General features: G+C 71.6%; 20 protein-coding genes and 1 pseudogene. 15 read left to right on the top strand and 6 right to left on the bottom strand.

Going from position 1 to position 19,253, the window contains the following annotated elements; all coding sequences use genetic code 11:
- The first annotated feature begins 1 nt into the window (after position 1).
- Complete coding sequence (locus tag ACGF3J_RS11100) at positions 2–796, top strand: DUF3159 domain-containing protein (protein ID WP_393853973.1); 795 nt, start codon at positions 2–4, stop codon at positions 794–796.
- An 87-nt stretch (positions 797–883) separates the two neighbouring features.
- On the opposite strand, the gene ACGF3J_RS11095 is transcribed toward ACGF3J_RS11100, so the two are convergent.
- Together ACGF3J_RS11095 and ACGF3J_RS11090 are read right to left on the bottom strand one after the other, a co-directional pair.
- Positions 884–1,561 carry a TrkA family potassium uptake protein gene (locus ACGF3J_RS11095; RefSeq protein ID WP_161330528.1) on the bottom strand — a complete coding sequence of 226 codons (678 nt, stop codon included), beginning with the start codon at positions 1,559–1,561 and terminating at the stop codon, positions 884–886.
- Entirely contained in the window at positions 1,561–2,232 is a 672-nt protein-coding gene (locus tag ACGF3J_RS11090; protein WP_161330527.1) for a TrkA family potassium uptake protein, read from the bottom strand. The genes ACGF3J_RS11095 and ACGF3J_RS11090 overlap by 1 nt, the downstream gene beginning before the upstream one ends.
- Positions 2,233–2,751: 519 nt before the next feature.
- Here ACGF3J_RS11090 and ACGF3J_RS11085 point away from each other — a divergent pair.
- The 5 genes and pseudogenes from ACGF3J_RS11085 to ACGF3J_RS11065 all read left to right on the top strand — a co-directional run.
- Positions 2,752–4,815 carry an APC family permease gene (locus ACGF3J_RS11085; RefSeq protein ID WP_393853972.1) on the top strand — a complete coding sequence of 688 codons (2,064 nt, stop codon included), beginning with the start codon at positions 2,752–2,754 and terminating at the stop codon, positions 4,813–4,815.
- Positions 4,816–4,878: 63 nt separating this feature from the next.
- Positions 4,879–6,231 (top strand): class I SAM-dependent RNA methyltransferase, encoded by a 1,353-nt coding sequence (locus ACGF3J_RS11080; protein ID WP_393853971.1) that lies wholly within the window; start codon positions 4,879–4,881, stop codon positions 6,229–6,231.
- A 94-nt stretch (positions 6,232–6,325) separates the two neighbouring features.
- Complete coding sequence (locus tag ACGF3J_RS11075) at positions 6,326–6,520, top strand: ribbon-helix-helix protein, CopG family (RefSeq protein ID WP_161325952.1); 195 nt, start codon at positions 6,326–6,328, stop codon at positions 6,518–6,520.
- On the top strand, positions 6,517–6,912 hold the full coding sequence (locus ACGF3J_RS11070) for a type II toxin-antitoxin system death-on-curing family toxin (protein WP_393853970.1): 396 nt from the start codon (positions 6,517–6,519) through the stop codon (positions 6,910–6,912). The genes ACGF3J_RS11075 and ACGF3J_RS11070 overlap by 4 nt, the downstream gene beginning before the upstream one ends.
- Before the next feature lie 184 nt (positions 6,913–7,096).
- Positions 7,097–7,207 (top strand): annotated as a pseudogene (locus tag ACGF3J_RS11065) (transporter); the annotation flags it as partial.
- A 4-nt stretch (positions 7,208–7,211) separates the two neighbouring features.
- On the opposite strand, the gene ACGF3J_RS11060 reads toward ACGF3J_RS11065, so the two are convergent.
- Positions 7,212–7,670: a MarR family winged helix-turn-helix transcriptional regulator gene (locus ACGF3J_RS11060; RefSeq protein WP_161325954.1), complete on the bottom strand. Its 459-nt coding sequence runs from the start codon at positions 7,668–7,670 to the stop codon at positions 7,212–7,214.
- Positions 7,671–7,817: 147 nt separating this feature from the next.
- Positions 7,818–8,426, bottom strand: a complete 609-nt coding sequence (locus ACGF3J_RS11055) for a maleylpyruvate isomerase family mycothiol-dependent enzyme (RefSeq protein WP_393853969.1) — start codon at positions 8,424–8,426, stop codon at positions 7,818–7,820.
- A gap of 71 nt (positions 8,427–8,497) precedes the next feature.
- Here ACGF3J_RS11055 and ACGF3J_RS11050 point away from each other — a divergent pair, with 71 nt between their 5' ends.
- The 8 genes from ACGF3J_RS11050 to ACGF3J_RS11015 all read left to right on the top strand — a co-directional run bounded on the left by ACGF3J_RS11050 (position 8,498) and on the right by ACGF3J_RS11015 (position 15,128).
- On the top strand, positions 8,498–9,424 hold the full coding sequence (locus ACGF3J_RS11050; RefSeq protein ID WP_393853968.1) for a LysR family transcriptional regulator: 927 nt from the start codon (positions 8,498–8,500) through the stop codon (positions 9,422–9,424).
- A 117-nt stretch (positions 9,425–9,541) separates the two neighbouring features.
- Positions 9,542–9,841, top strand: a complete 300-nt coding sequence (locus tag ACGF3J_RS11045) for a GNAT family N-acetyltransferase (protein WP_393853967.1) — start codon at positions 9,542–9,544, stop codon at positions 9,839–9,841.
- Between the two features lie 164 nt (positions 9,842–10,005).
- Positions 10,006–10,254, top strand: coding sequence for a hypothetical protein (locus ACGF3J_RS11040; protein ID WP_393853966.1), 249 nt, complete (start codon positions 10,006–10,008; stop codon positions 10,252–10,254).
- Between the two features lie 115 nt (positions 10,255–10,369).
- Positions 10,370–10,615 (top strand): hypothetical protein, encoded by a 246-nt coding sequence (locus tag ACGF3J_RS11035; RefSeq protein WP_393853965.1) that lies wholly within the window; start codon positions 10,370–10,372, stop codon positions 10,613–10,615.
- On the top strand, positions 10,615–12,909 hold the full coding sequence (locus tag ACGF3J_RS11030; protein WP_393853964.1) for a heavy metal translocating P-type ATPase: 2,295 nt from the start codon (positions 10,615–10,617) through the stop codon (positions 12,907–12,909). Before ACGF3J_RS11035 ends, ACGF3J_RS11030 begins: the two co-directional genes overlap by 1 nt.
- Positions 12,906–13,451 carry a copper chaperone PCu(A)C gene (locus tag ACGF3J_RS11025; RefSeq protein ID WP_393853963.1) on the top strand — a complete coding sequence of 182 codons (546 nt, stop codon included), beginning with the start codon at positions 12,906–12,908 and terminating at the stop codon, positions 13,449–13,451. Before ACGF3J_RS11030 ends, ACGF3J_RS11025 begins: the two co-directional genes overlap by 4 nt.
- Before the next feature lie 131 nt (positions 13,452–13,582).
- Positions 13,583–14,284 (top strand): hypothetical protein, encoded by a 702-nt coding sequence (locus ACGF3J_RS11020; protein ID WP_393853962.1) that lies wholly within the window; start codon positions 13,583–13,585, stop codon positions 14,282–14,284.
- A 241-nt stretch (positions 14,285–14,525) separates the two neighbouring features.
- Positions 14,526–15,128, top strand: a complete 603-nt coding sequence (locus tag ACGF3J_RS11015) for a sigma-70 family RNA polymerase sigma factor (protein WP_161330890.1) — start codon at positions 14,526–14,528, stop codon at positions 15,126–15,128.
- A 148-nt stretch (positions 15,129–15,276) separates the two neighbouring features.
- On the opposite strand, the gene ACGF3J_RS11010 is transcribed toward ACGF3J_RS11015, so the two are convergent.
- Together ACGF3J_RS11010 and ACGF3J_RS11005 are read right to left on the bottom strand one after the other, a co-directional pair.
- Positions 15,277–16,836 carry an AbgT family transporter gene (locus ACGF3J_RS11010; protein ID WP_393853961.1) on the bottom strand — a complete coding sequence of 520 codons (1,560 nt, stop codon included), beginning with the start codon at positions 16,834–16,836 and terminating at the stop codon, positions 15,277–15,279.
- On the bottom strand, positions 16,833–18,071 hold the full coding sequence (locus ACGF3J_RS11005) for an amidohydrolase family protein (RefSeq protein WP_393853960.1): 1,239 nt from the start codon (positions 18,069–18,071) through the stop codon (positions 16,833–16,835). Before ACGF3J_RS11005 ends, ACGF3J_RS11010 begins: the two co-directional genes overlap by 4 nt.
- A gap of 96 nt (positions 18,072–18,167) precedes the next feature.
- Between ACGF3J_RS11005 and ACGF3J_RS11000 the strand changes: the two genes are divergently transcribed.
- Entirely contained in the window at positions 18,168–19,223 is a 1,056-nt protein-coding gene (locus ACGF3J_RS11000; protein ID WP_161330894.1) for an Lrp/AsnC family transcriptional regulator, read from the top strand.
- The last annotated feature ends 30 nt before the right edge of the window (positions 19,224–19,253 follow it).

Raw genomic sequence — 19,253 nt, 5'->3', positions numbered from 1 at the left:
GGTGACGTCGCTCGACAAGCCGACCGAAGAGAAAGAGGCGGACGACTCCCGGGCGGTGACCGAGGCCGCGCTGTTCGAGGCGTTCGGCGGCGTGCGGGGCATGGTCGAGACGGTGCTGCCGGGCCTGCTCTTCGTCACCATCTTCACGCTCAACAACGACCTGCACATGTCCGCGATCGCGGCGCTCGCCGTGTCGCTGGTCCTGGTCGTGGTGCGGCTGGTGATGAAGGACACCGTGAAGCACGCCTTCAGCGGTGTCTTCGGCGTCGCCTTCGGTGTGGTCTTCGCGATGATGACCGACAACGCCAAGAACTTCTATCTGCCGGGCATGCTCTACACCCTCGGCCTGGCCCTGGCGTACATCGTCACCTCGCTGGCCGGAGTGCCGCTGATCGGCCTGATCCTCGGCCCGGTCTTCAAGGAGAACCTCTCCTGGCGCACCCGCAACCCGGGCCGCAAGAAGGCGTACACCAAGGCCAGCTACGCCTGGGGCCTGATCCTGCTCGCCAAGAGCGCGATCCTCTTCCCGCTGTACTGGTGGGCGGACACCGAGCAGCTCGGCTGGGTCCTGGTCACCCTGAAGATCCCGCCCTTCCTGCTCGCCGTCTGGCTGACCTGGGTCTTCCTGGCCAAGGCGCCGGCCCCGATCGACGTCTTCGCCGAGATGGAGGCCGCCGAGGAGGCGGAGAAGGCCGAGAAGGAGCGGGCGGAGCGCGAGAAGGCCGCCGTGTGGCAGCCCGCGGACGCCGGGAGCGACGCCGCCGACACGCACGGCGGCAGGCACCGCAAGAGCTGACGGGCGGCGCCGTCCACACCCGTGGCGGTACGACGGTGGGGGCGCCCGGAGATCTCCGGGCGCCCCCACCGTCGTACCGCCGTAACGTCAGCGCGCGGGGTTGCCGCGCCGCGCCGACAACAGGTCCTCCAGCTGCTCCTCGCGGGCCTGCGCCGCGACGAACAGCAGCTCGTCGCCCGCCTCCAGCGAGTCCTCCCGCGACGGGGTCAGCACCCGGGTGCCGCGGATGATGGTCACCAGCGAGGTGTCCTCGGGCCACTCGACGTCACCGACCTGGATCCCGGCCAGGGCCGACTCCTCAGGCAGCGTCAGCTCGACCAGGTTGGCGTCGCCGTGGCTGAAGCGCAGCAGCCGGACCAGGTCGCCGACGCTCACCGCCTCCTCCACCAGGGCCGACATCAGCCGCGGGGTGGAGACGGCGACGTCCACGCCCCAGGACTCGTTGAACAGCCACTCGTTCTTCGGGTTGTTCACCCGGGCGACGACGCGCGGGACGCCGTACTCCGTCTTGGCCAGCAGCGAGACGACGAGGTTGACCTTGTCGTCGCCGGTCGCGGCGATGACGACGTTGCAGCGCTGGAGCGCCGCCTCGTCCAGGGACGTGATCTCGCACGCGTCGGCGAGCAGCCACTCCGCCATCGGGACGCGCTCGACCGAGATCGCGGTCGGCGCCTTGTCGATCAGCAGGACCTCGTGGCCGTTCTCCAGCAGCTCGCCCGCGATCGAGCGGCCGACCGCGCCGGCTCCGGCAATGGCGACCCTCATCAGTGACCGCCCTCCTCTTCGGGACCCTTGGCGAACGCCGCCTCGACCTTGTCGACCTCGTCGGTGCGCATCATCACGTGCACCAGGTCGCCCTCCTGCAACACGGTCTGCGAGGAGGGCAGGATCGCCTCCCCGAGCCGGGTGAGGAAGGCCACCCGCACACCCGTCTCCTCCTGGAGCCGGCTGATCTTGTGGCCGACCCAGGACGGGGACGTGTGCACCTCGGCGAGCTGGACCCCGCCGGTGGGGTCGCGCCACAGCGGCTCGGCGCCCGAGGGGAGCAGCCGGCGCAGCATCTGGTCGGCCGTCCAGCGGACGGTGGCCACCGTGGGGATGCCCAGGCGCTGGTAGACCTCGGCGCGGCGGGGGTCGTAGATGCGGGCGGCGACGTTCTCCACGCCGAACATCTCGCGTGCCACGCGGGCGGCGATGATGTTCGAGTTGTCGCCGCTGGAGACGGCCGCGAAGGCGCCCGCGTCCTCGACGCCCGCCTCGCGCAGGGTGTCCTGGTCGAAGCCGATGCCGGTGACCCGGCGGCCGCCGAACGAGGAACCGAGACGTCGGAAGGCGGTGGGGTCCCGGTCGATCACGGCGACCGTGTGCCCCTGCTGTTCCAGGGCCTGAGCGAGGGCGGAGCCCACGCGCCCGCAGCCCATGATGACAATGTGCACGGCTCTACACCACTCTTCTTCCGAGCCCTCTGACGTAGGCGTACGTCCCGCTCATTTTCCTCTTTCGGCTCGACGGGCAAACACGTGCGGCCCCTGTCCGGGGGCGCCGGGCACCATCATGCCGGTCCGGCGGGTCCGGCCCCCGTCCGGGTGGTCCCCCGACGGCCCGTCGACGGTCCGAGCCTACTGACGCGCGGGTCCGGGCATTGCGCCTCAGCTCTCCACCGACGACCCCCGGCGCCCGATGCTGCGGATGCTGGCAAAAGTGAGGATTCCGAGGCCGGCGAGTGAGAGAAGGCCGCCGATCAGCTCCGCGGACAGGTGCATGAGACCTCCAGGGTGGCAACGGCCGGGCATCGGGCGGTGATTGCGCGGTGTTCGTCATATAGGCATGCCGGGCCCCGGACCTGCGGAATCCGCAGCCCGACCACCCGTCGAATTCACCCGTAGAGCAGACGGCGGGTGGATCGGGGGTGGCGGGTGGGCGCGCGCCCGTTCGAACGCTTACGATCCTCTGTTGTGTCCAAACTGACCGACGTGCCCAAGCGGATCCTGATCGGGCGCGCACTGCGCAGCGACCGGCTGGGCGAAACGCTCCTGCCGAAGCGCATCGCCCTCCCCGTCTTCGCATCCGACCCGCTCTCCTCGGTGGCGTACGCGCCCGGCGAGGTGCTGCTCGTCCTGTCCATCGCGGGCGTGTCGGCGTACCACTTCAGCCCTTGGATCGCGGTGGCGGTCGTCGTCCTGATGTTCACGGTCGTCGCCTCCTACCGGCAGAACGTGCACGCCTACCCCAGCGGCGGCGGCGACTACGAGGTGGCCAACACCAACCTGGGACCCAAGGCGGGCCTGACCGTCGCCAGCGCCCTGCTGGTCGACTACGTCCTGACCGTCGCCGTCTCGATCTCCTCCGGCATCGAGAACCTCGGCTCCGCGGTCCCCTTCGTGGTCGAGCACAAGGTCCTCTGCGCGGTCGCCGTGATCCTGCTGCTGACCCTGATGAACCTGCGCGGCGTCAAGGAGTCGGGCAAGCTGTTCGCGATCCCGACGTACGTCTTCGTCGGCGGCGTCTTCATCATGATCGCGTGGGGCGCGTTCCGGGCCCTGGTGCTCGGCGACACCATGCGCGCGCCGACGGCGGACTACGAGATCAAGCCGGAGCACGGCGGGCTCGCCGGATTCGCCCTGATCTTCCTCCTCCTGCGCGCCTTCTCCTCCGGCTGTGCCGCGCTCACCGGTGTCGAGGCGATCTCCAACGGCGTCCCGGCCTTCCGCAAGCCCAAGTCGAAGAACGCGGGGAACACCCTCGCGATGATGGGGCTGCTCGCCGTCACCATGTTCTGCGGCATCATCGCGCTCGCCTCCGCGACGGACGTGCGCATGTCGGAGAACCCGGCCACCGACCTCTTCCACAACGGCGTCGCGGTCGGCGCGGACTACGTCCAGCACCCGGTGATCTCGCAGGTCGCGGAGGCTGTCTTCGGCGAGGGCAGCTTCCTGTTCATCGTGCTGGCCGCGGCCACCGCACTGGTCCTCTTCCTCGCCGCGAACACCGCCTACAACGGCTTCCCGCTGCTCGGCTCGATCCTCGCCCAGGACCGCTACCTGCCGCGCCAGCTGCACACGCGCGGTGACCGCCTGGCGTTCTCCAACGGCATCGTCCTGCTGGCCGGCGCCGCCATACTCCTGGTCTTCGTCTACGGCGCCGACTCCACGCGCCTGATCCAGCTCTACATCGTCGGCGTCTTCGTCTCCTTCACGCTCAGCCAGATCGGCATGGTCCGGCACTGGAACCGCCACCTGGCCACGGAGAAGGACCAGGCCGTGCGCCGCCGCATGATCCGCTCCCGGGCCATCAACGCCTTCGGCGCCTTCTTCACCGGCCTCGTCCTGGTCGTCGTCCTGGCCACGAAGTTCACCCACGGCGCCTGGGTCGCCCTGCTCGGGATGTGCATCTTCTTCGCCACGATGACGGCGATCCGCAAGCACTACGACCGCGTCTCCGCGGAGATCGCCGCCCCCGAGGACCCGGACGAGGCGCAGAGCGACGACATGGTGCGCCCGTCCCGGGTCCACTCGGTGGTGCTCATCTCCAAGATCCACCGCCCCACCCTGCGCGCGCTCGCCTACGCCAAGCTGATGCGCTCCGACACACTCGAGGCCCTGAGCGTCAACGTCGACCCGGCCGAGACCAAGGCCCTGCGCGACGAGTGGGAACGGCGCGGCATCGCCGTACCGCTGAAGGTCCTGGACTCGCCCTACCGCGAGATCACGCGGCCGGTCATCGAGTACGTCAAGAGCCTGCGCAAGGAGTCCCCGCGCGACGCGGTCTCGGTCATCATCCCCGAGTACGTGGTCGGCCACTGGTACGAGCACCTGCTGCACAACCAGAGCGCCCTGCGCCTCAAGGGCCGCCTCCTGTTCACGCCCGGCGTCATGGTCACGTCCGTCCCGTACCAGCTCCAGTCCTCCGAGGCCGCGAGGAAGCGGGCCCGCAAGCGGCAGGACTGGAACGCACCCGGCGCGGTCCGGCGCGGTCCGCTCCACCACGACCGGGCGAAGGACTCCTCGCCGTCGAAGTAGAGTGGACGGCTGCGGTCCCTTCCCGCCGTCCCTCACACCCCCGTTCTCTGGAGCCACCCCGCCATGCAGGCAGAACCGAAGAAATCGCAGGCGGAGTCCGGAGCGGTCTCGCTCGTCGGCGAGGAGTACGAGGTCGAGATCGGCCCCGTCGCGCACGGCGGCCACTGCATCGCCCGTACCTCCGAGGGGCAGGTGCTGTTCGTCCGGCACACGCTGCCCGGCGAGCGCGTCGTGGCCCGGGTGACGGAGGGCGAGGAGGGCGCCCGCTTCCTGCGCGCCGACGCCGTCGAGATCCTGGACGCCTCCAAGGACCGCGTCGAGGCCCCCTGCCCCTTCGCCGGCCCCGGCCGCTGCGGGGGCTGCGACTGGCAGCACGCCAAGCCGGGCGCCCAGCGCCGCCTGAAGGGCGAGGTCGTCGCCGAGCAGCTGAAGCGGCTGGCGGGCCTCACTCCGGAGGAGGCCGGCTGGGACGGCACGGTGATGCCCGCCGAGGGCGACAAGCTGCCCGCGGGCCAGGTCCCGGCGTGGCGCACGCGCGTCCAGTACGCGGTGGACGCCGAGGGCCGTGCCGGCCTGCGCAAGCACCGCTCGCACGAGGTCGAGCCCGTCGACCACTGCATGATCGCCGCAGAGGGTGTCAGCGAGCTGGGCATCGAGGCCCGGGACTGGCCCGGCATGGCGTCGATCGAGGCGATCGCGGCGACCGGCTCCCAGGACCGCCAGGTCATCCTGACCCCGCGCCCCGGCGCGCGGCTCCCCATCGTCGAACTGGACCGCCCGGTCTCGGTCATGCGGGTCGGCGAGAAGGACGGCGGCGTGCACCGCGTCCACGGCCGCCCCTTCGTCCGCGAACGCGCCGACGGCCGCACCTACCGCGTCGGCAGCGGCGGCTTCTGGCAGGTCCACCCGAAGGCGGCCGACACCCTGGTGACCGCGGTCATGCAGGGCCTCCTCCCGCGCAAGGGCGACATGGCCCTCGACCTGTACTGCGGCGTGGGCCTCTTCGCCGGCGCCCTCGCCGACCGGGTCGGCGACCAGGGCGCGGTGCTCGGCATCGAGTCCGGCAAACGCGCGGTCGAGGACGCCCGCCACAACCTCGCCGGCTTCGACCGCGTCCGCATCGAGCAGGGCAAGGTCGAGACGGCCCTGCCCCGGACGGGCATCGACGAGGTCGACCTCGTCGTCCTGGACCCCCCTCGCGCGGGCGCGGGCAAGAAGACGGTGGAGCACCTCGCGTCACTGGGAGCGCGGAGGATCGCCTACGTGGCGTGCGATCCGGCTGCGTTGGCCCGGGACCTCGGGTACTTCCGGGATGGGGGGTACCGGGTGCGGATGTTGCGGGTGTTTGATCTGTTTCCGATGACGCATCATGTGGAGTGCGTGGCGATCCTCGAGCCTGCGGGCAAGGGTAGCTGACCTGCGCTTTTCCTCGGAGCGGGTTGGCGGCTCCGTTCCCCCGCGACGCGGCTCGACCAGTGCCGGCGTGATACCGGTCAGGTATCATGCTGGCATGGCGATGACACTCCGACTTCCCGACGACCTGGACGCGAAGCTCACCGAGCGGGCTCGTCGGGAGGGCCGCAGCAAGCAGGAACTTGCCATCGAGGCCATCCGTGACGCTCAGGCCCGGGCCGAGCTGAAGGTCGATGACGTCCTGGCCGAGCTGATGGACAGCGATGCGGAAATTCTGGACTACCTGAAGTGACCGGCGGCGTGCGGTACGTCCAGCTCGACGAGATCCTGGCCATCGCCCGCGCGGTCAACGGTACCGAGCAGAGCGTGCGTGACATGGGCCTTCTGGTGTCGGCGATCGAACGGCCCCGGACGAACGTGTTCGGGGCCGAGCTGTATCCCACTCTGCACGACAAGGCCGCCGCGCTGCTGCACTCCGTCGCCCGCAATCACGCGCTGATCGACGGCAACAAACGCACCGCCTGGCTCGCGACGCGTGTCTTCCTGCGCTTCAACGGCGTCAGCGCGAGTACCGTCCCGCCGCACGTCTCCATTGCCGGTCCGTTCGTCGAGGAAGTCGCGCAGGACAACGTCGATGTACCGGCCATCGCCAAGCGCCTCTCGACCTGGTTCCCCGTTTCCTGACCGCCGGGTGGCGACGACCTGAGGTCTCTCGTGGCAGCGGTCGAGCGCGCGGCCACCCCAGCGAGGCCACGACACGGCCTCATCGCTCCGGGCACGTGTAGGCGAACCGGGCGGTGAGGGCCTGCGCGCCGCGCAGTTCGTCCCAGGTCGTCTGCGCCGCCTACGGCCGGGATGTCTGCCCAGCGACGTTTCCGGTCTCGGTCACCACGGGACCGGCGACCTGGAGGTCCAGCTCCGTTCGCCGAGGTGCGTGGAGCGGGCGCGGGATCTGTTCCGACGGGCACCGCGAGCGGCGCAGGTCATCGCGCCGGGGTCACGTCTCCACCCGCGTTGCACATCATGCGTTGCAGTACCTTCAGGGTGATCAGGTATTCCTCGTCCGGGATGCCCGCGTGTACCTGTGTCCGGCTGGCGCGCTGGGTCTCGGCGGCGGGCTCGTGCAGCGCCCTGCCTTCGTCGGTGATCTGGAGCCGGCCGGTTCTGTCCAGCACGAGCAGCTTCCGCTCCACCAGAAGGTCGATGTCGGGAGCGAGGCCGGCGCCGACGTCCAGGTTGCTCTGCTGGGCACTGATCACCTCGTCCCGCGTGGCACCGGTTTCGCTTTGCAGCACCTGATGCAGCACCCACCACTGAGGCTGTGTGATTCCGATGCTCGCGAGCCGCCCCCTGACGTACGCCGTGAGCGTCTTGTTCGCGGCCCACGTCCAGTACCCGATCGGCTGGTTCACCAGCTCTTCGTCGTCGTGCGAGTACTCCATCACGTCACCTGCTCTCTGCCGGGTCGCCCCCGGTGCTGTCCGAGCGGCCGGGCCGCGTGGACAGCCGGGTGCCTTCCCGGCTCACTCTGGTCGTCTGCAACGGCTCGATCCCGACTGCGGTGCAGTGCACGCAGCACCGTGTCGGAGTCAGTCGTCTGCGCGCACGGCTGGGAGCTCGCGCCCGTAGGCAAGCAGCAGGAGCTCTTGAGCGGGGCGCGCCACCTGGCTGCTGCCCCTGCCGTACGACCACTCCAGGTCGGTGGCCCGCAGTTCGACATCGTCGAGGTGTGCCCGGAAAAAGCGGAGCGTGCTCGGCTTGACGGTCTTCAGCACGATCCGCAAGCGGCCCCTGGGGACTTGTCGGCCGAGCCCAAGCGCGACGGTGATGTCCAGTCCGTGGATGACGTCGTGGCCGAGTGCCGCCGCCGGCCCTCCCACCGGCGGCTTCCAGGGGTGGTGGACGTTGTCCCGCAGTGCTGTGACGAGGTCGTGGGGCGTGCGGACAGCGGCGTCGCGGCGCGCGACGCGGTCGGTCATGCGGTGCAGGTTGCCTCCCGACCGAGCGAGCTCCAGCGCGGTTCTGCCGAACGAGTACCTGAATCCCATACTCATGTGTGCGGCGACCTCTCGCACCCGCCACCCGTTGCACAAGGTCGGCGCATTCCACTGGTCTTCGGTCAGTCGGGCCAGCACATCTGCCAGTTCGCGCCGCTCGGCCGCGATCTCGGCACGGATGTCCACGGCTGCACTCTTCATGATCACCAGCCTCTCGGGCGCTGGGCCAGAAGTCCAAGAGACAGTAGTTCTCGCAACTAGCATCTCTGCTTATGGAGTTCCGCCAGCTGCAGTACTTCCTCACCGTCGTCGAAGAGGCCAACTTCACCCGCGCTGCGGCGCGCCTGCATGTGGCGCAACCGGGGGTGAGTGCCCAGATCCGGCAGCTGGAGCGGGAACTTGGGCAGCCCCTGCTGGACCGGTCCGGCCGAAGGGTGACCACCACCGAGGTGGGCGAGGCGGTCCTTCCCTATGCGCGGGCGGCACTTGCAGCCATCGAGGGGATGCGGCAGACGGTGGACGAGTTCACCGGTCTGGTTCGAGGACATGTCACCATCGGAGTCGTGTCAGGGGCGGTCACCGACGAGTACGATCTGGCTGCCTTGCTCGCCGACTTCCACGACGAGCACCCGCAGGTGGAGATCTCCCTCACGGAGGACACTTCAACACGCATGCTCACCGCCCTGCGCGGCGGTGAACTCGACCTCGCCATCGTCGGCGTCACCGACGACGATCCCCCGCCGGGCACCAGCCTCCAGGTGGTGATCGACACTCCGCTGGTCGCCGCCGTGACCTCAAAGGATCCACTGCTTCTCCCCGCCGGCCGCGCGGCACTCCCACTGGCCGCGCTCGCCGACCGCCCACTCATCAGCCTTCCACGCGGCACCGGCATACGCGGCGCACTCGAACGCGCCTGCCGGCAGGCCGGTTTCCAGCCACGCATCGCCTTCGAGGCCGCCGCGCCGAACCTGCTGACACGCTTCGCCGCCCGCGGCCTCGGAATTGCCGTCCTCCCCGAGATTCCGCCAAAGGCCGCAGCCGCTCTCGGCCTCCGCACCCTCCCGCTCACCTCCCCCCGCCTTCGCGGCCGGATTGCTCTCGCATGGCCGACGGACGGTCCCACCACTCCGGCAGCCAAGGCCCTCCTCCTCCGCATGAGGGAGGCTCTTCCACCGGTCGAACCTGCGTGGGACTGCTAGGGCGTGTACCGAAAGTGCCTGGTGAGGATGGCGGAGAGCCACCTGTGATCAAGAATGATCGGATGGTCATGCTTGAGACTCCCCGTCTGATCCTGCGTCGCTGGCGCGAGGAAGACGTTGCGCCTATGGCTGCTGTCAATCCGGTCCACTGGCAAGTTGGCCGGATTCACCGGCCTTTCGGTGCCCAACTACTTGCCGGAGGTGCTGCCGGCGGTTGAGGTCGGCTGGCGGCTGGGACGTGCCCACTGGGGGCAGGGCATGGCCACCGAGGCCGCTGCGGCCGCTTTGCGGTTCGGGTTCGAAGAGCGAGGGCTGGAGCGGATCGTCAGCATCGCTCAAGTGGGCAACGACGCCTCCGAACGGATCATGGTGTCGACGGTGTCGTCCAGGACCGCGGGGAGCAGCCGGTCGATGTAGGAGCAGACGACCGGCGGCGGCCAAGACCGGGCGTGGCCGCCCCTGTTGTCATCAGCCCGCTCGTCGCGGCCGTCCGGGAGCGGTCGTCCTGTTCGACGGTGTGCGGCCACTCGATGTGGCCGGACCTGTGGACGTGTTCCCGGCGGCGGTCCGCTACGCGGGAAGTGAGCGCGCGCCCCTACGCCGCCAGGCGGGGTCGGCCGGGCGGCTCGGCCTGCGCACGGACCACCTGGCTCCTCCGTCCCTCCACCCTGTCCGGAGGTCGGCTCCAGCGCGCCGTGCCCGTCCGTGCGGTGACACCGGTGGCGCCGGGCGCCGTCGTCCCGGTCCCGGTCCCGGGCGAGGCGGCCGAGCCGACCTGGCACGCCGCGATGGCCGTAGGCATGGCGGTGATGTTCGTCCTCCCGCTGTGACGCGCCCCACCATCGGCCGCCGGAACTCCTTGCCCCGCGGGCACGACTACTGGCGAGGTAGGGCTGCGCATGCCGCTTGGGCAGGACAGCTCGACGCGACCAGGAAAGGCCGGGCATGACCGATGTTCCGCCGTCACTCCGCCCTCTCGGCGTGACCGTCCGCAGGTTCCTCCCCCCTCCCGCGCTCTGCGGCTTCCTGCTGCTGCTCGTGCTGGTGTTCTCGGTGTCCTACGCCGCCGGTTCGGCGGCGGGACCCGTGGCGCCCGGTATGCATGGCACCGGAGGCGGTGGAGGCGGCGGTGACGGCACCGGCGGGGGCATGGAGGACATGCCGGGCATGGACCACGGGAGCGGTCACTGATGGCGGGCGAACCGACGGCGAGCCTCGTGGTCACGGACCTCACCGTGGGCGGGATGACCTGCGCGGCATGTGTGCGCCGGGTGGAGAAGAAGCTCGCCAAGCTGGACGGGGTCACGGCCACCGTGAACCTGGCCACGGGGCTCGCCCGGGTCAGCCATCCGGCCGGTGTCGCTCCCCAGGACCTCGTCGTGGCGGTCGAGCAGGCCGGGTACGAGGCGGCGCTGCCCGCGCCGCCCGAGGACACCGCGGACGGTGAGGAGACGGACCGGGGCAACGCCGAGGCCCGCCGGGATCGGGAACGGCTGCTGGTCACGGCGCTGCTGGCGGTGCCCGTGCTGGTGCTGTCGATGGTCCCGGCCCTGCAGTTCCGCAACTGGCAGTGGCTGTGCTTCATGCTGGCCGCCCCGGTCGTGGTGTGGAGTGCCTGGCCGTTCCACCTCCGGGCACTGCGCGGGCTGCGGCACTCCTCGGCCACCATGGACACCCTGGTCTCGCTCGGGGTGGTGGCCTCCTTCTCCTGGTCGGTGTACGCCCTCTTCCTCGGCGGCGCGGGCGAGCCCGGGATGCGGATGTCGTTCAGCCTGGTGCCGTCCGCCTCCGAGGGCATGGCCCACCTGTATCTCGAAGCCGCCGTGAGCGTGCCGTTGTTCGTGCTGACCGGGCGCTTCCTGGAGGCACGGGCCAAGCGGGGGACCGGGGCGGCGCTGCGGTCCCTGGCCGAACTCGCCGCCAAGCGGGTGTCCGTACGCGACGGGCACGGTGAACGGTCGATCCCCATCGAGCAGTTGCGCCTCGGGCAGGTCTTCCTGGTACGGCCCGGCGAACGGGTCGCCACCGACGGGCGGGTCGCCGAGGGAAGCTCCGCCGTGGACCTGTCCCTGGTCACCGGCGAGAGCAAGCCGGTGGAGGTGGGGCCGGGCTCGGCCCTGGTCGGCGGCGCCGTCAACGAGGGCGGCCTGCTGCTCGTCACGGCCACGGCGGTCGGCGCGGACACCCGGCTGGCCCGGATCACCCGGCTCGTCACCGAGGCGCAGGCCGGCAAGGCGCGGGCGCAGCGGCTCGCCGACGCCGTCGCCGGGGTGTTCGTTCCCGCCGTACTGGCGATCGCGGTGACCGTCCTCGGGTTCTGGCTGGGCGCCGGCGCCGACCCGCAGGCGGCCCTCACCGCCTGCGTCGCGGTCCTCGTCGTGGCCTGCCCCTGCGCCCTCGGGCTCGCGACGCCCACGGCCCTGATGGCCGCCACCGGGCGCGGTGCCCAACTGGGCGTGCTGGTCAGCGGACCGCAGACCCTGGAGGCGCTCCAGCACGTGGACACCGTCGTGCTGGACAAGACCGGCACGCTGACCGCCGGCCACATGACCGTGTCCACGGTGACCACGCTGCCCGGCACGCTCGGGCAGGACGAGGTACTGGAACTGGCGGCCGCGGTCGAGCAGGGCTCCGAGCACCCGATCGGACGGGCGGTCGTCGCACACGCCCGCCGCACGCTGCCCGCCGGGCCGCTGCCGGACGTCACGGACTTCACCGCTGCCCCGGGCCACGGGGTCAGCGGCCGGGCCGACGGCCACACCGTCGAGGTGGGCGCCCCGGACGGCAAGCTGCCGCGCGCGCTGGCCAAGGCGCTCGCCGAGGCGGAGAACGCCGCGCACACACCGGTCCTGGTGAAGGTCGACGGCCGGGCCAAGGCGCTCATCGCCGTCGGTGACCTGCTGCGTCCGGACGCCTACCGGACCGTGGACCGGCTGCGCCGGCTCGGCATCCGCGCCGTACTCGCCACCGGCGACCGCAAGGCGCCCGCCGCCGCCGTCGCCACCGCCCTGCGGATCGACGAGGTGCACGCCCGCTGCACGCCCGAGGGCAAGGCCGCGCTCGTACGGGAACTGAAGGAGGAGGGTGCCCGGGTCGCGGTGGTCGGCGACGGGGTCAACGACGCCGCCGCACTCGCCGCCGCCGACCTGGGCATCGCCATGGGCGGCGGCACCGACGTCGCCATCGGCGCGGCCGATCTCACCCTGGTCCGCGGGGACATCGAGGCCCTCGTCGACGCGGTCCGGCTCGCCCGGCGCACGCTCGGCACGATCCGGGCCAACCTGGCGTGGGCGTTCGGCTACAACGTCGTCACCGTGCCGCTGGCGATGGTGGGACTGCTCGACCCCATGGTCGCCGCCGCGGCGATGTCCATGAGTTCGGTACTGGTGGTCGCCAACAGCCTGCGGCTGCGCGGTTGGGAGCCCTCACCGGCCCGGGGCCGCGGCCACCGGGGCGGGCCCGGCGGGAAGGCCGGTGTCCGATGAGGCGTCTCACGGAACGCGTGTCCGGACCCGGGCGTCCCGACCGGCGACGGCTGCGGGACGGAGCGCTCGCCGCGCTGGTACCGGTCGCGGCGTGCAGTGTGGCGCTGGGCGGTCTGACCACGTGGGTGGGCGCGGGGCGGGCCGGCAGCCCGGCACGCATCGACGTCGTCCACGGTCTCGTGCTCCTGCCGTCCGCGGGGGTCCCGGAGACCGCGGCGTTCTTCGACATCACCAACGACGGCGGTTCGGCCGACACCCTGACCAGGGTCACGGCGCGTGGTGTCGCGGGCGAGGTGACGCTCTCCGAGCACCGCATGCGCAAGGGGAACTCCGCCTACCGGTCCGAGACCGACTCCCTCACGGTCGCGGCGGGAGACACCCTGGTCATGTCACCGCACGGGACGGACCTGACGGTGCCCGTGCCCTCGGCTCCGTGGCAGGTGGGGGAGACCGTGACGTTCACGCTGGAGTTCCGGCGCAGTGGCCCCGTGAAGGCGCGGGCGGTCGTCGTCCGGCCCGGCGGGCTGTCCTTCAAGTCGTGACCCTCGTTCCATGAGTTGCCGACCGCCGGAAGTCACGCCGTGCGTCGCCTCGATGCGGTCGAGTCAGAGGACGGGGGCGCGTACGTACCTCTTGCCGACGATCGAACGCCGGGTGCGAGGATGAACCGGATATGACTGTCCGAGGAGGGTGCCGTGCGGCGAGGGCGGGGGTGTTCGCCGCCGTCTGCGTGCTGCTCGCCGCTCTCGGGCACGCGACCATGTCGGGGGTCCCGGTCCCCTGGTGGACCATGGCGGCCGGCGCGGGCGCGACCGGCGTGGCGGGCTGGCTGCTCGCCGGGCGGGAACGTGGACTCCCCCTGATCGTCGCGGTCGTGACCGGTGCGCAGTTCGTGCTGCACGAGGCGTTCTCCCGGGCACAGACGCTCGCGTCGGCGCCGGTGACCCGTCCGGCGGCGTCGACCGGCATGGACTCCACGGACCCGCACTCCATGCACATGGACAGCATGCACCTGGACTCCATGTCCGGGATGCCCGTGGGCGCAGGTGCGCACACGGGCCACGGCATGGCCGGTCTCGACCACGTGCACGGCATGAGCGGTGCTGCGTCGGTCGGCATGTTCGCCGCGCACCTGCTGGCCGCGGTCCTGTGCGGGCTGTGGCTGGCCCATGGTGAGCGGGCCGTCTTCCGGGTCCTGCGGGCCGCGGCGGCCTGGCTGGCGGCGCCCCTGCGGCTGCTGCTCGCCCTGCCCACGCCCGTCGGCCGGCCGTCCGTACGCGGGCGCCGTACCGCCGTGGTGGACGCCGCGGTACGTCTGCTGCTGTGCTCTTCCCTCACCTTCCGCGGGCCACCCGTGGGTGCCGCTGTCGTCTGAGACAGCCGGAACCACCCGGAGTACCTCGCCCCGTGCCCCGCGCCGCCTCCGCGTGCGCGGAAGCCGCCTAGGGCTGCCTTCCTCCCGCCGTGTGCGCCTGCCCCGCGCCACCGCGAACGGCCGCCCTCGTCAGGGGTCCCGGGCATCGCCGTACCTCTCGCGTACGGACGCACCCGCACACCCGGTGAGCCGTGCCCTCTTCGAGGCCGGAGACCGGAAGACCCGAGAAGGACATCACGTGATGATCTCTGTCCTGCCCGCCTCCCGGGCGAGCCGCGCCGCCGCGGACGCGTCGGCGACCGCCTGGGCGCTGGCCGCCCGCGGTGGGGACCCGGACGCAGCCGACCGCTTCGTCCGCGCCCTCCACGGTGACGTGCTGCGCTACGTGACCTACCTCAGCGGCGACCCTCAGACCGCCCACGACCTGACCCAGGACACCTTCGCGCGGGCGCTCGGCAGCCTGCACCGCTACGAAGGACGCGCCTCGGCCCGTACCTGGCTGCTGTCGATCGCCCGCCGCGCCGTCGCCGACCACCTGCGGCGTGCCGCGGTACGCCCCCGGATCGCGGACACCGTCGACTGGGAGACGGCGCTGGAACGCGCCCAACCGCCCGGCCTGCCCGGCTTCGAGGACGGCGTCGCCCTGCTCGACCTCCTGGACACGCTGTCCGACGAACGCCGTGAGGCGTTCCTGCTGACGCAGGTCGTCGGGCTGTCGTACGAGGAGACCGCCGGATTCACCGGATGCCCCGTGGGCACGGTCCGCTCCCGGGTGTCCCGCGCCCGCGCCGCCATGGAACGGCTGCTGCGGGAGGCCGAGACACCGGGCGCCCTCGCCGCCTGAGCCGGCCGAGACGCTTCCCGGCGGCGCTGCTCACGAGGAGCCGTGCCGCCGGGAAGCAGGACTCGCCGTTCGCCGGCAGCGACGGTGGGAGCCCCCGTACCGGTGGACGTCCCCCTTCGGCGCGCGGACCGAAGGGGCGGCCGGGCACTCAGGGTGTGCTGATCGACGCTCCGGGGCCGAGAGGGAGGTCCAGGCCGTAGAAGATGCCCAGGACCGCCAGCCAGGCCACCAGGAAGGGCACGACGAACACCGCCAGCCGGGAGAGCAGCGAACCCAGTTGCGCCTCGGGTTCGTACCTCCGAAGGACCGTCAGGAGGAGGAACACGTAAGGGTTCAGCGGGGTGATCATCTGAGTGGCCGAGTCGCCGATGCGGAAGGCGGCCTGGGTGACCGCCGGTTCCATGCCGAGCAGCATGAACGCGGGGACGAACACGGGCGCGACCAGCGACCACAGCGCCGAGCCCGAGGTGATGAACAGGTTGAGCAGGCACACCAGCAGGACGAAGGCGAGCAGACCCAGGTACCCGGTCAGACCGACCGACTCCAGCATCGCCGCGCCCTTGACCGCGAGCAGCGTCCCGAGGTTGGTCCAGTCGAAGACGCCGATCACCTGGGCGATGACCAGGATCAGCACGATGTACGCGGACATCCCGGTGATCGCCTCGGCCATCATGCGGGGCACGTCCTCGAAGCGGGTGACCGCCTTCACGGTACGGCCGTACACGGCACCGGCCAGCAGGAACGCCACGAACAGCAGCGGCACGACGCCGTTGAGCACGGGCGAGGGCACCAGCGCGCCGCCCTCGCCGCGCAGGGGGGAGCCGGGGAACAGCCAGCAGGTGACCACGACCGCGGCGTAGGCGAGGACCGCGAGGCCCGCGCGGCGCATCCCGGTGCGCTGGAGCGGGGTGACCTCGGTGGTCACCGCCGGTCCGCCGTCCGGGTCCGGCGTGGCCGACGCGTCCTCGGGCCGGGGGAGGCGGGGCTCCAGGACCCGGGAGATGAGGAAGCCGCCGATGGCGGCGAGCACGACGCTGGCCGCCGCCGTGTAGAAGTAGTTGATCAGGATGTGCGTGGGAGCGTCGGCACCCTGCGGCAGCACCTGGGCCGCCTGGTGCGTGATGCCGGTGTAGAGCGCGTCCAGGGCGCCGATGGTGAACCCCGCCGCATACCCGGCACACACGCACGCGAAGCCGCCGATGAGGCCGGCGACCGGGTTGCGCCCGGCGTTCTTGAACACCAGGGCGGCCAGCGGCGGGATCACCAGGATCGCCACGTCGCTCATCAGGTGCGCCTGCGCCGAGACGAACGCGACCAGGTACGGCAGGAGCGCGCGGGGGGCCCGGGAGATGGAGGCCCGTACGACGGTCTCCAGCAGCCCGGTCCGCTCGGCGACGCCGACGGCCGCCATCATCAGCAGGACGGTGCCCAGGGACGGGAACCCGGTGAAGTTGGGGATGAAGTTCTCCAGGAGCCACACCACGCCGTCCCCGGTGAACACCCCCTTCACCGCGACCGTCTCGTTCTCGCCGGGGACGCGCACCGTCGACCCGGCCGCGGCGAGGACGGTGGACACGGCGCCCACCACGACGAACAGCCCGAGGAAGAGCAGCACCGGATGCGGCAGCCGGTTGCCGACCCGCTCGATACCGGACATGGCCCTGTCGATGAAGCCGTGCCGCGCGCCGGCCGGCGCCCGGACGCTCATGTGCCCAGTCCGTTCTTGCGGATCGCGCCCGCCTGGGCGACGAGGACGACGTTGGCGGGGTCGGCGAGCAGTGCGATGTCCGCGAGCGGGTCGCCCTCGCACAGGATCAGGTCGGCGCGCTTGCCCGGTTCGAGGGTTCCGGTCTCGTCATCCAGACCGAGGAGTTCGGCGGCGGTGCGGGTGCCCGCGGTGATCGCCTGGAGCGGGGTCATGCCGAGGGCGACGAGGTGCGTCAGCTCGCGCAGGTTCCGCCCGTGCGGCACCATCGCCGCGTCGGTCCCCATGGCGATCCGCACGCCCTCCGCGATCGCCGCGGAGATGTTCTCCTTGGTGATCGAGGACCAGCGGACCTTCTTCTCGTAGTGGTGGGGCTCCATCGTGGCCTTGTCGATGCCGTCGAAGACGGTGGAGAGGGTCGGTACGACGAACGTGCCCCGTTCTCCGGCCAGCGCGCGGGCCTCGGCGGTCATGCCGTAGCCGTGCTCCACGCTGGTGACCCCGCCGCGGATGGCGTTGAGGATGCCCGCGGTGCCCTGCGCGTGGGCGGCGACGGGGCGGCCCCCGTGCCGGGCCACCTCCTCGACGACCGTGCGGATCTCGTCCTCCGTGAGGCCCTCGTCGTCGGGCTGGTCGTAGGGGCTGCTCATGCCGCCGGTGGCGCAGACCTTGATGACGTCGGCGCCCGAGCGCAGCAGCCGCCGTACCGCGAGCCGCACCTCGTCCGGGGTGTCGGCGATCTCGCCCATGCCGGAGCTGGGGTCGAAGCCGCATTCGGAGGTGAAGTCGGCGTGGCCGCCGGTGTGGCTGAGGATGCGGACGGCCGTGTGGATCCGCGGCCCCTCGGTGAGGCCCCGTTCAACCGCGGTGCGGTACCCGGCGGGCAGCCCGCCCAGGTCCCGGACGGTGGTCACACCCGCGTGCAGAGTGGCACGCAGCCGCTCTGCGGTACGGAAGACCTCGACGGTGGAGTCCTGTTCGAAACGTCGGACCATCTGCCGGGCGGACTCCACACCCAGGTGCACATGGGTGTCGATGAAGCCCGGCAGCAGGGTGCGGCCGGCCGCGTCGACCGTGCGGACCGCCGGGCCGGCGGGCGCCTGGTCGCCGGGGCCCGCGTGTACGACGACGCCTTCGCCGTCGACGACGAGCGTGGCGTCCTCGACGGGGGCGGCGCCGGTGCCGTCGACCAGGCGGGCGCCGGTGATGACCAGGGAGAAGGGCTGTTCGTGGCTCATGGGCGACCACCGTCGGGATCCGCGATGACAGATGCGTAAAATCGCAGGAACACGTCTTCGAAACGCCTCTGGCGCAGGATTCCGGCCATTAAGACCATGCAGTATTCAGAAACCCACGGGGTGCCGTCCGCCGGACCCGACGAACTCGACCTGGCGCTCGTGCACGCGCTCCAGATCAACACCCGCGCGCCCTGGTCCCTGGTGGGCAGGGCCCTGGGGATCGACCCCGTGACCGCCGCCCGCCGCTGGGACCGGCTCTCCCGCACGGGCGCCGCGTGGGTCGACGGCTACCTGGCCCTCGACCGCGACGAGGGCTCCGTCTACGCGCAGGTCGAGATCGACACCGGCGGGCACCTGCCCGAGGACGTCCTCACCTCGCTGGCCGCGGACCGGCGGATGCTGAGCCTGAAGCAGACGTCGGGCGGCCGCGACCTGCTCGCCATCGTCGGCGCCTCCTCCTTCGACGACCTCGCCCGGTACACCGGCGAGCGCGTCTCCCGGCTCCCCGGCGTCCGCGGCACCCGCATCCACGTCATCACCGCCGTCCCCGTCGAGGGGGCCCAGTGGCGGCTGCGGAGCCTCACCCCCGCCCAACGTGCCCTGCTGCGGCCCGACCACGGCGATGCCACCGCGGCGCCGGACGAGCCCGTCCGCCCGCTGGACCGGCGGATCGCCCACGCGCTGGGGTCGGACGGCCGGATGCCGATGACGGAGCTGGCGCGGGCCACCGGGGTGAGCGCCCCCACCGTGCGGCGCAGGTTGCGGGCGCTGCTCTCGGGCGGGCGGCTCTCCCTGCGCTGCACCCTGGCCCGCCCGCTCACCGAGTTCCCGGTCTCCGCCGTGTACTTCGGGGCGGTACCGGCAGAGAACCTGGACGCCGCCGTGCAGGCGCTGCGTACCCTGCCGGGGCTGCGCATGTGCAGCATCACCGCGGGCACCCACAACCTGATCCTGGACATCTGGGTCCGCTCGCTGACCGAGGTGCACACCACGGAGGCCCTGCTCAACAGCCGTCTCGCGCAGCTCGGTCTGCGGATCACCGAGCGCGCGGTGGTGCTGCGCACCCTCAAGCACGCGGGCCGGCTCCTGGACCGCCGGGGCCACAGCGTCGGCGCGGTCCCGCTGAACTCGGCCGGTCCGCAGGCGACATGACGCGGGTGGGGACACCAGCGGGCCGGTCGG

This window comes from Streptomyces sp. NPDC048171, from assembly GCF_043202655.1.
GTDB lineage: Bacteria > Actinomycetota > Actinomycetes > Streptomycetales > Streptomycetaceae > Streptomyces.
The sequence above is the reverse complement of the archived record's forward strand: the minus strand, read 5'-3'. Positions and strand labels throughout refer to the sequence as shown.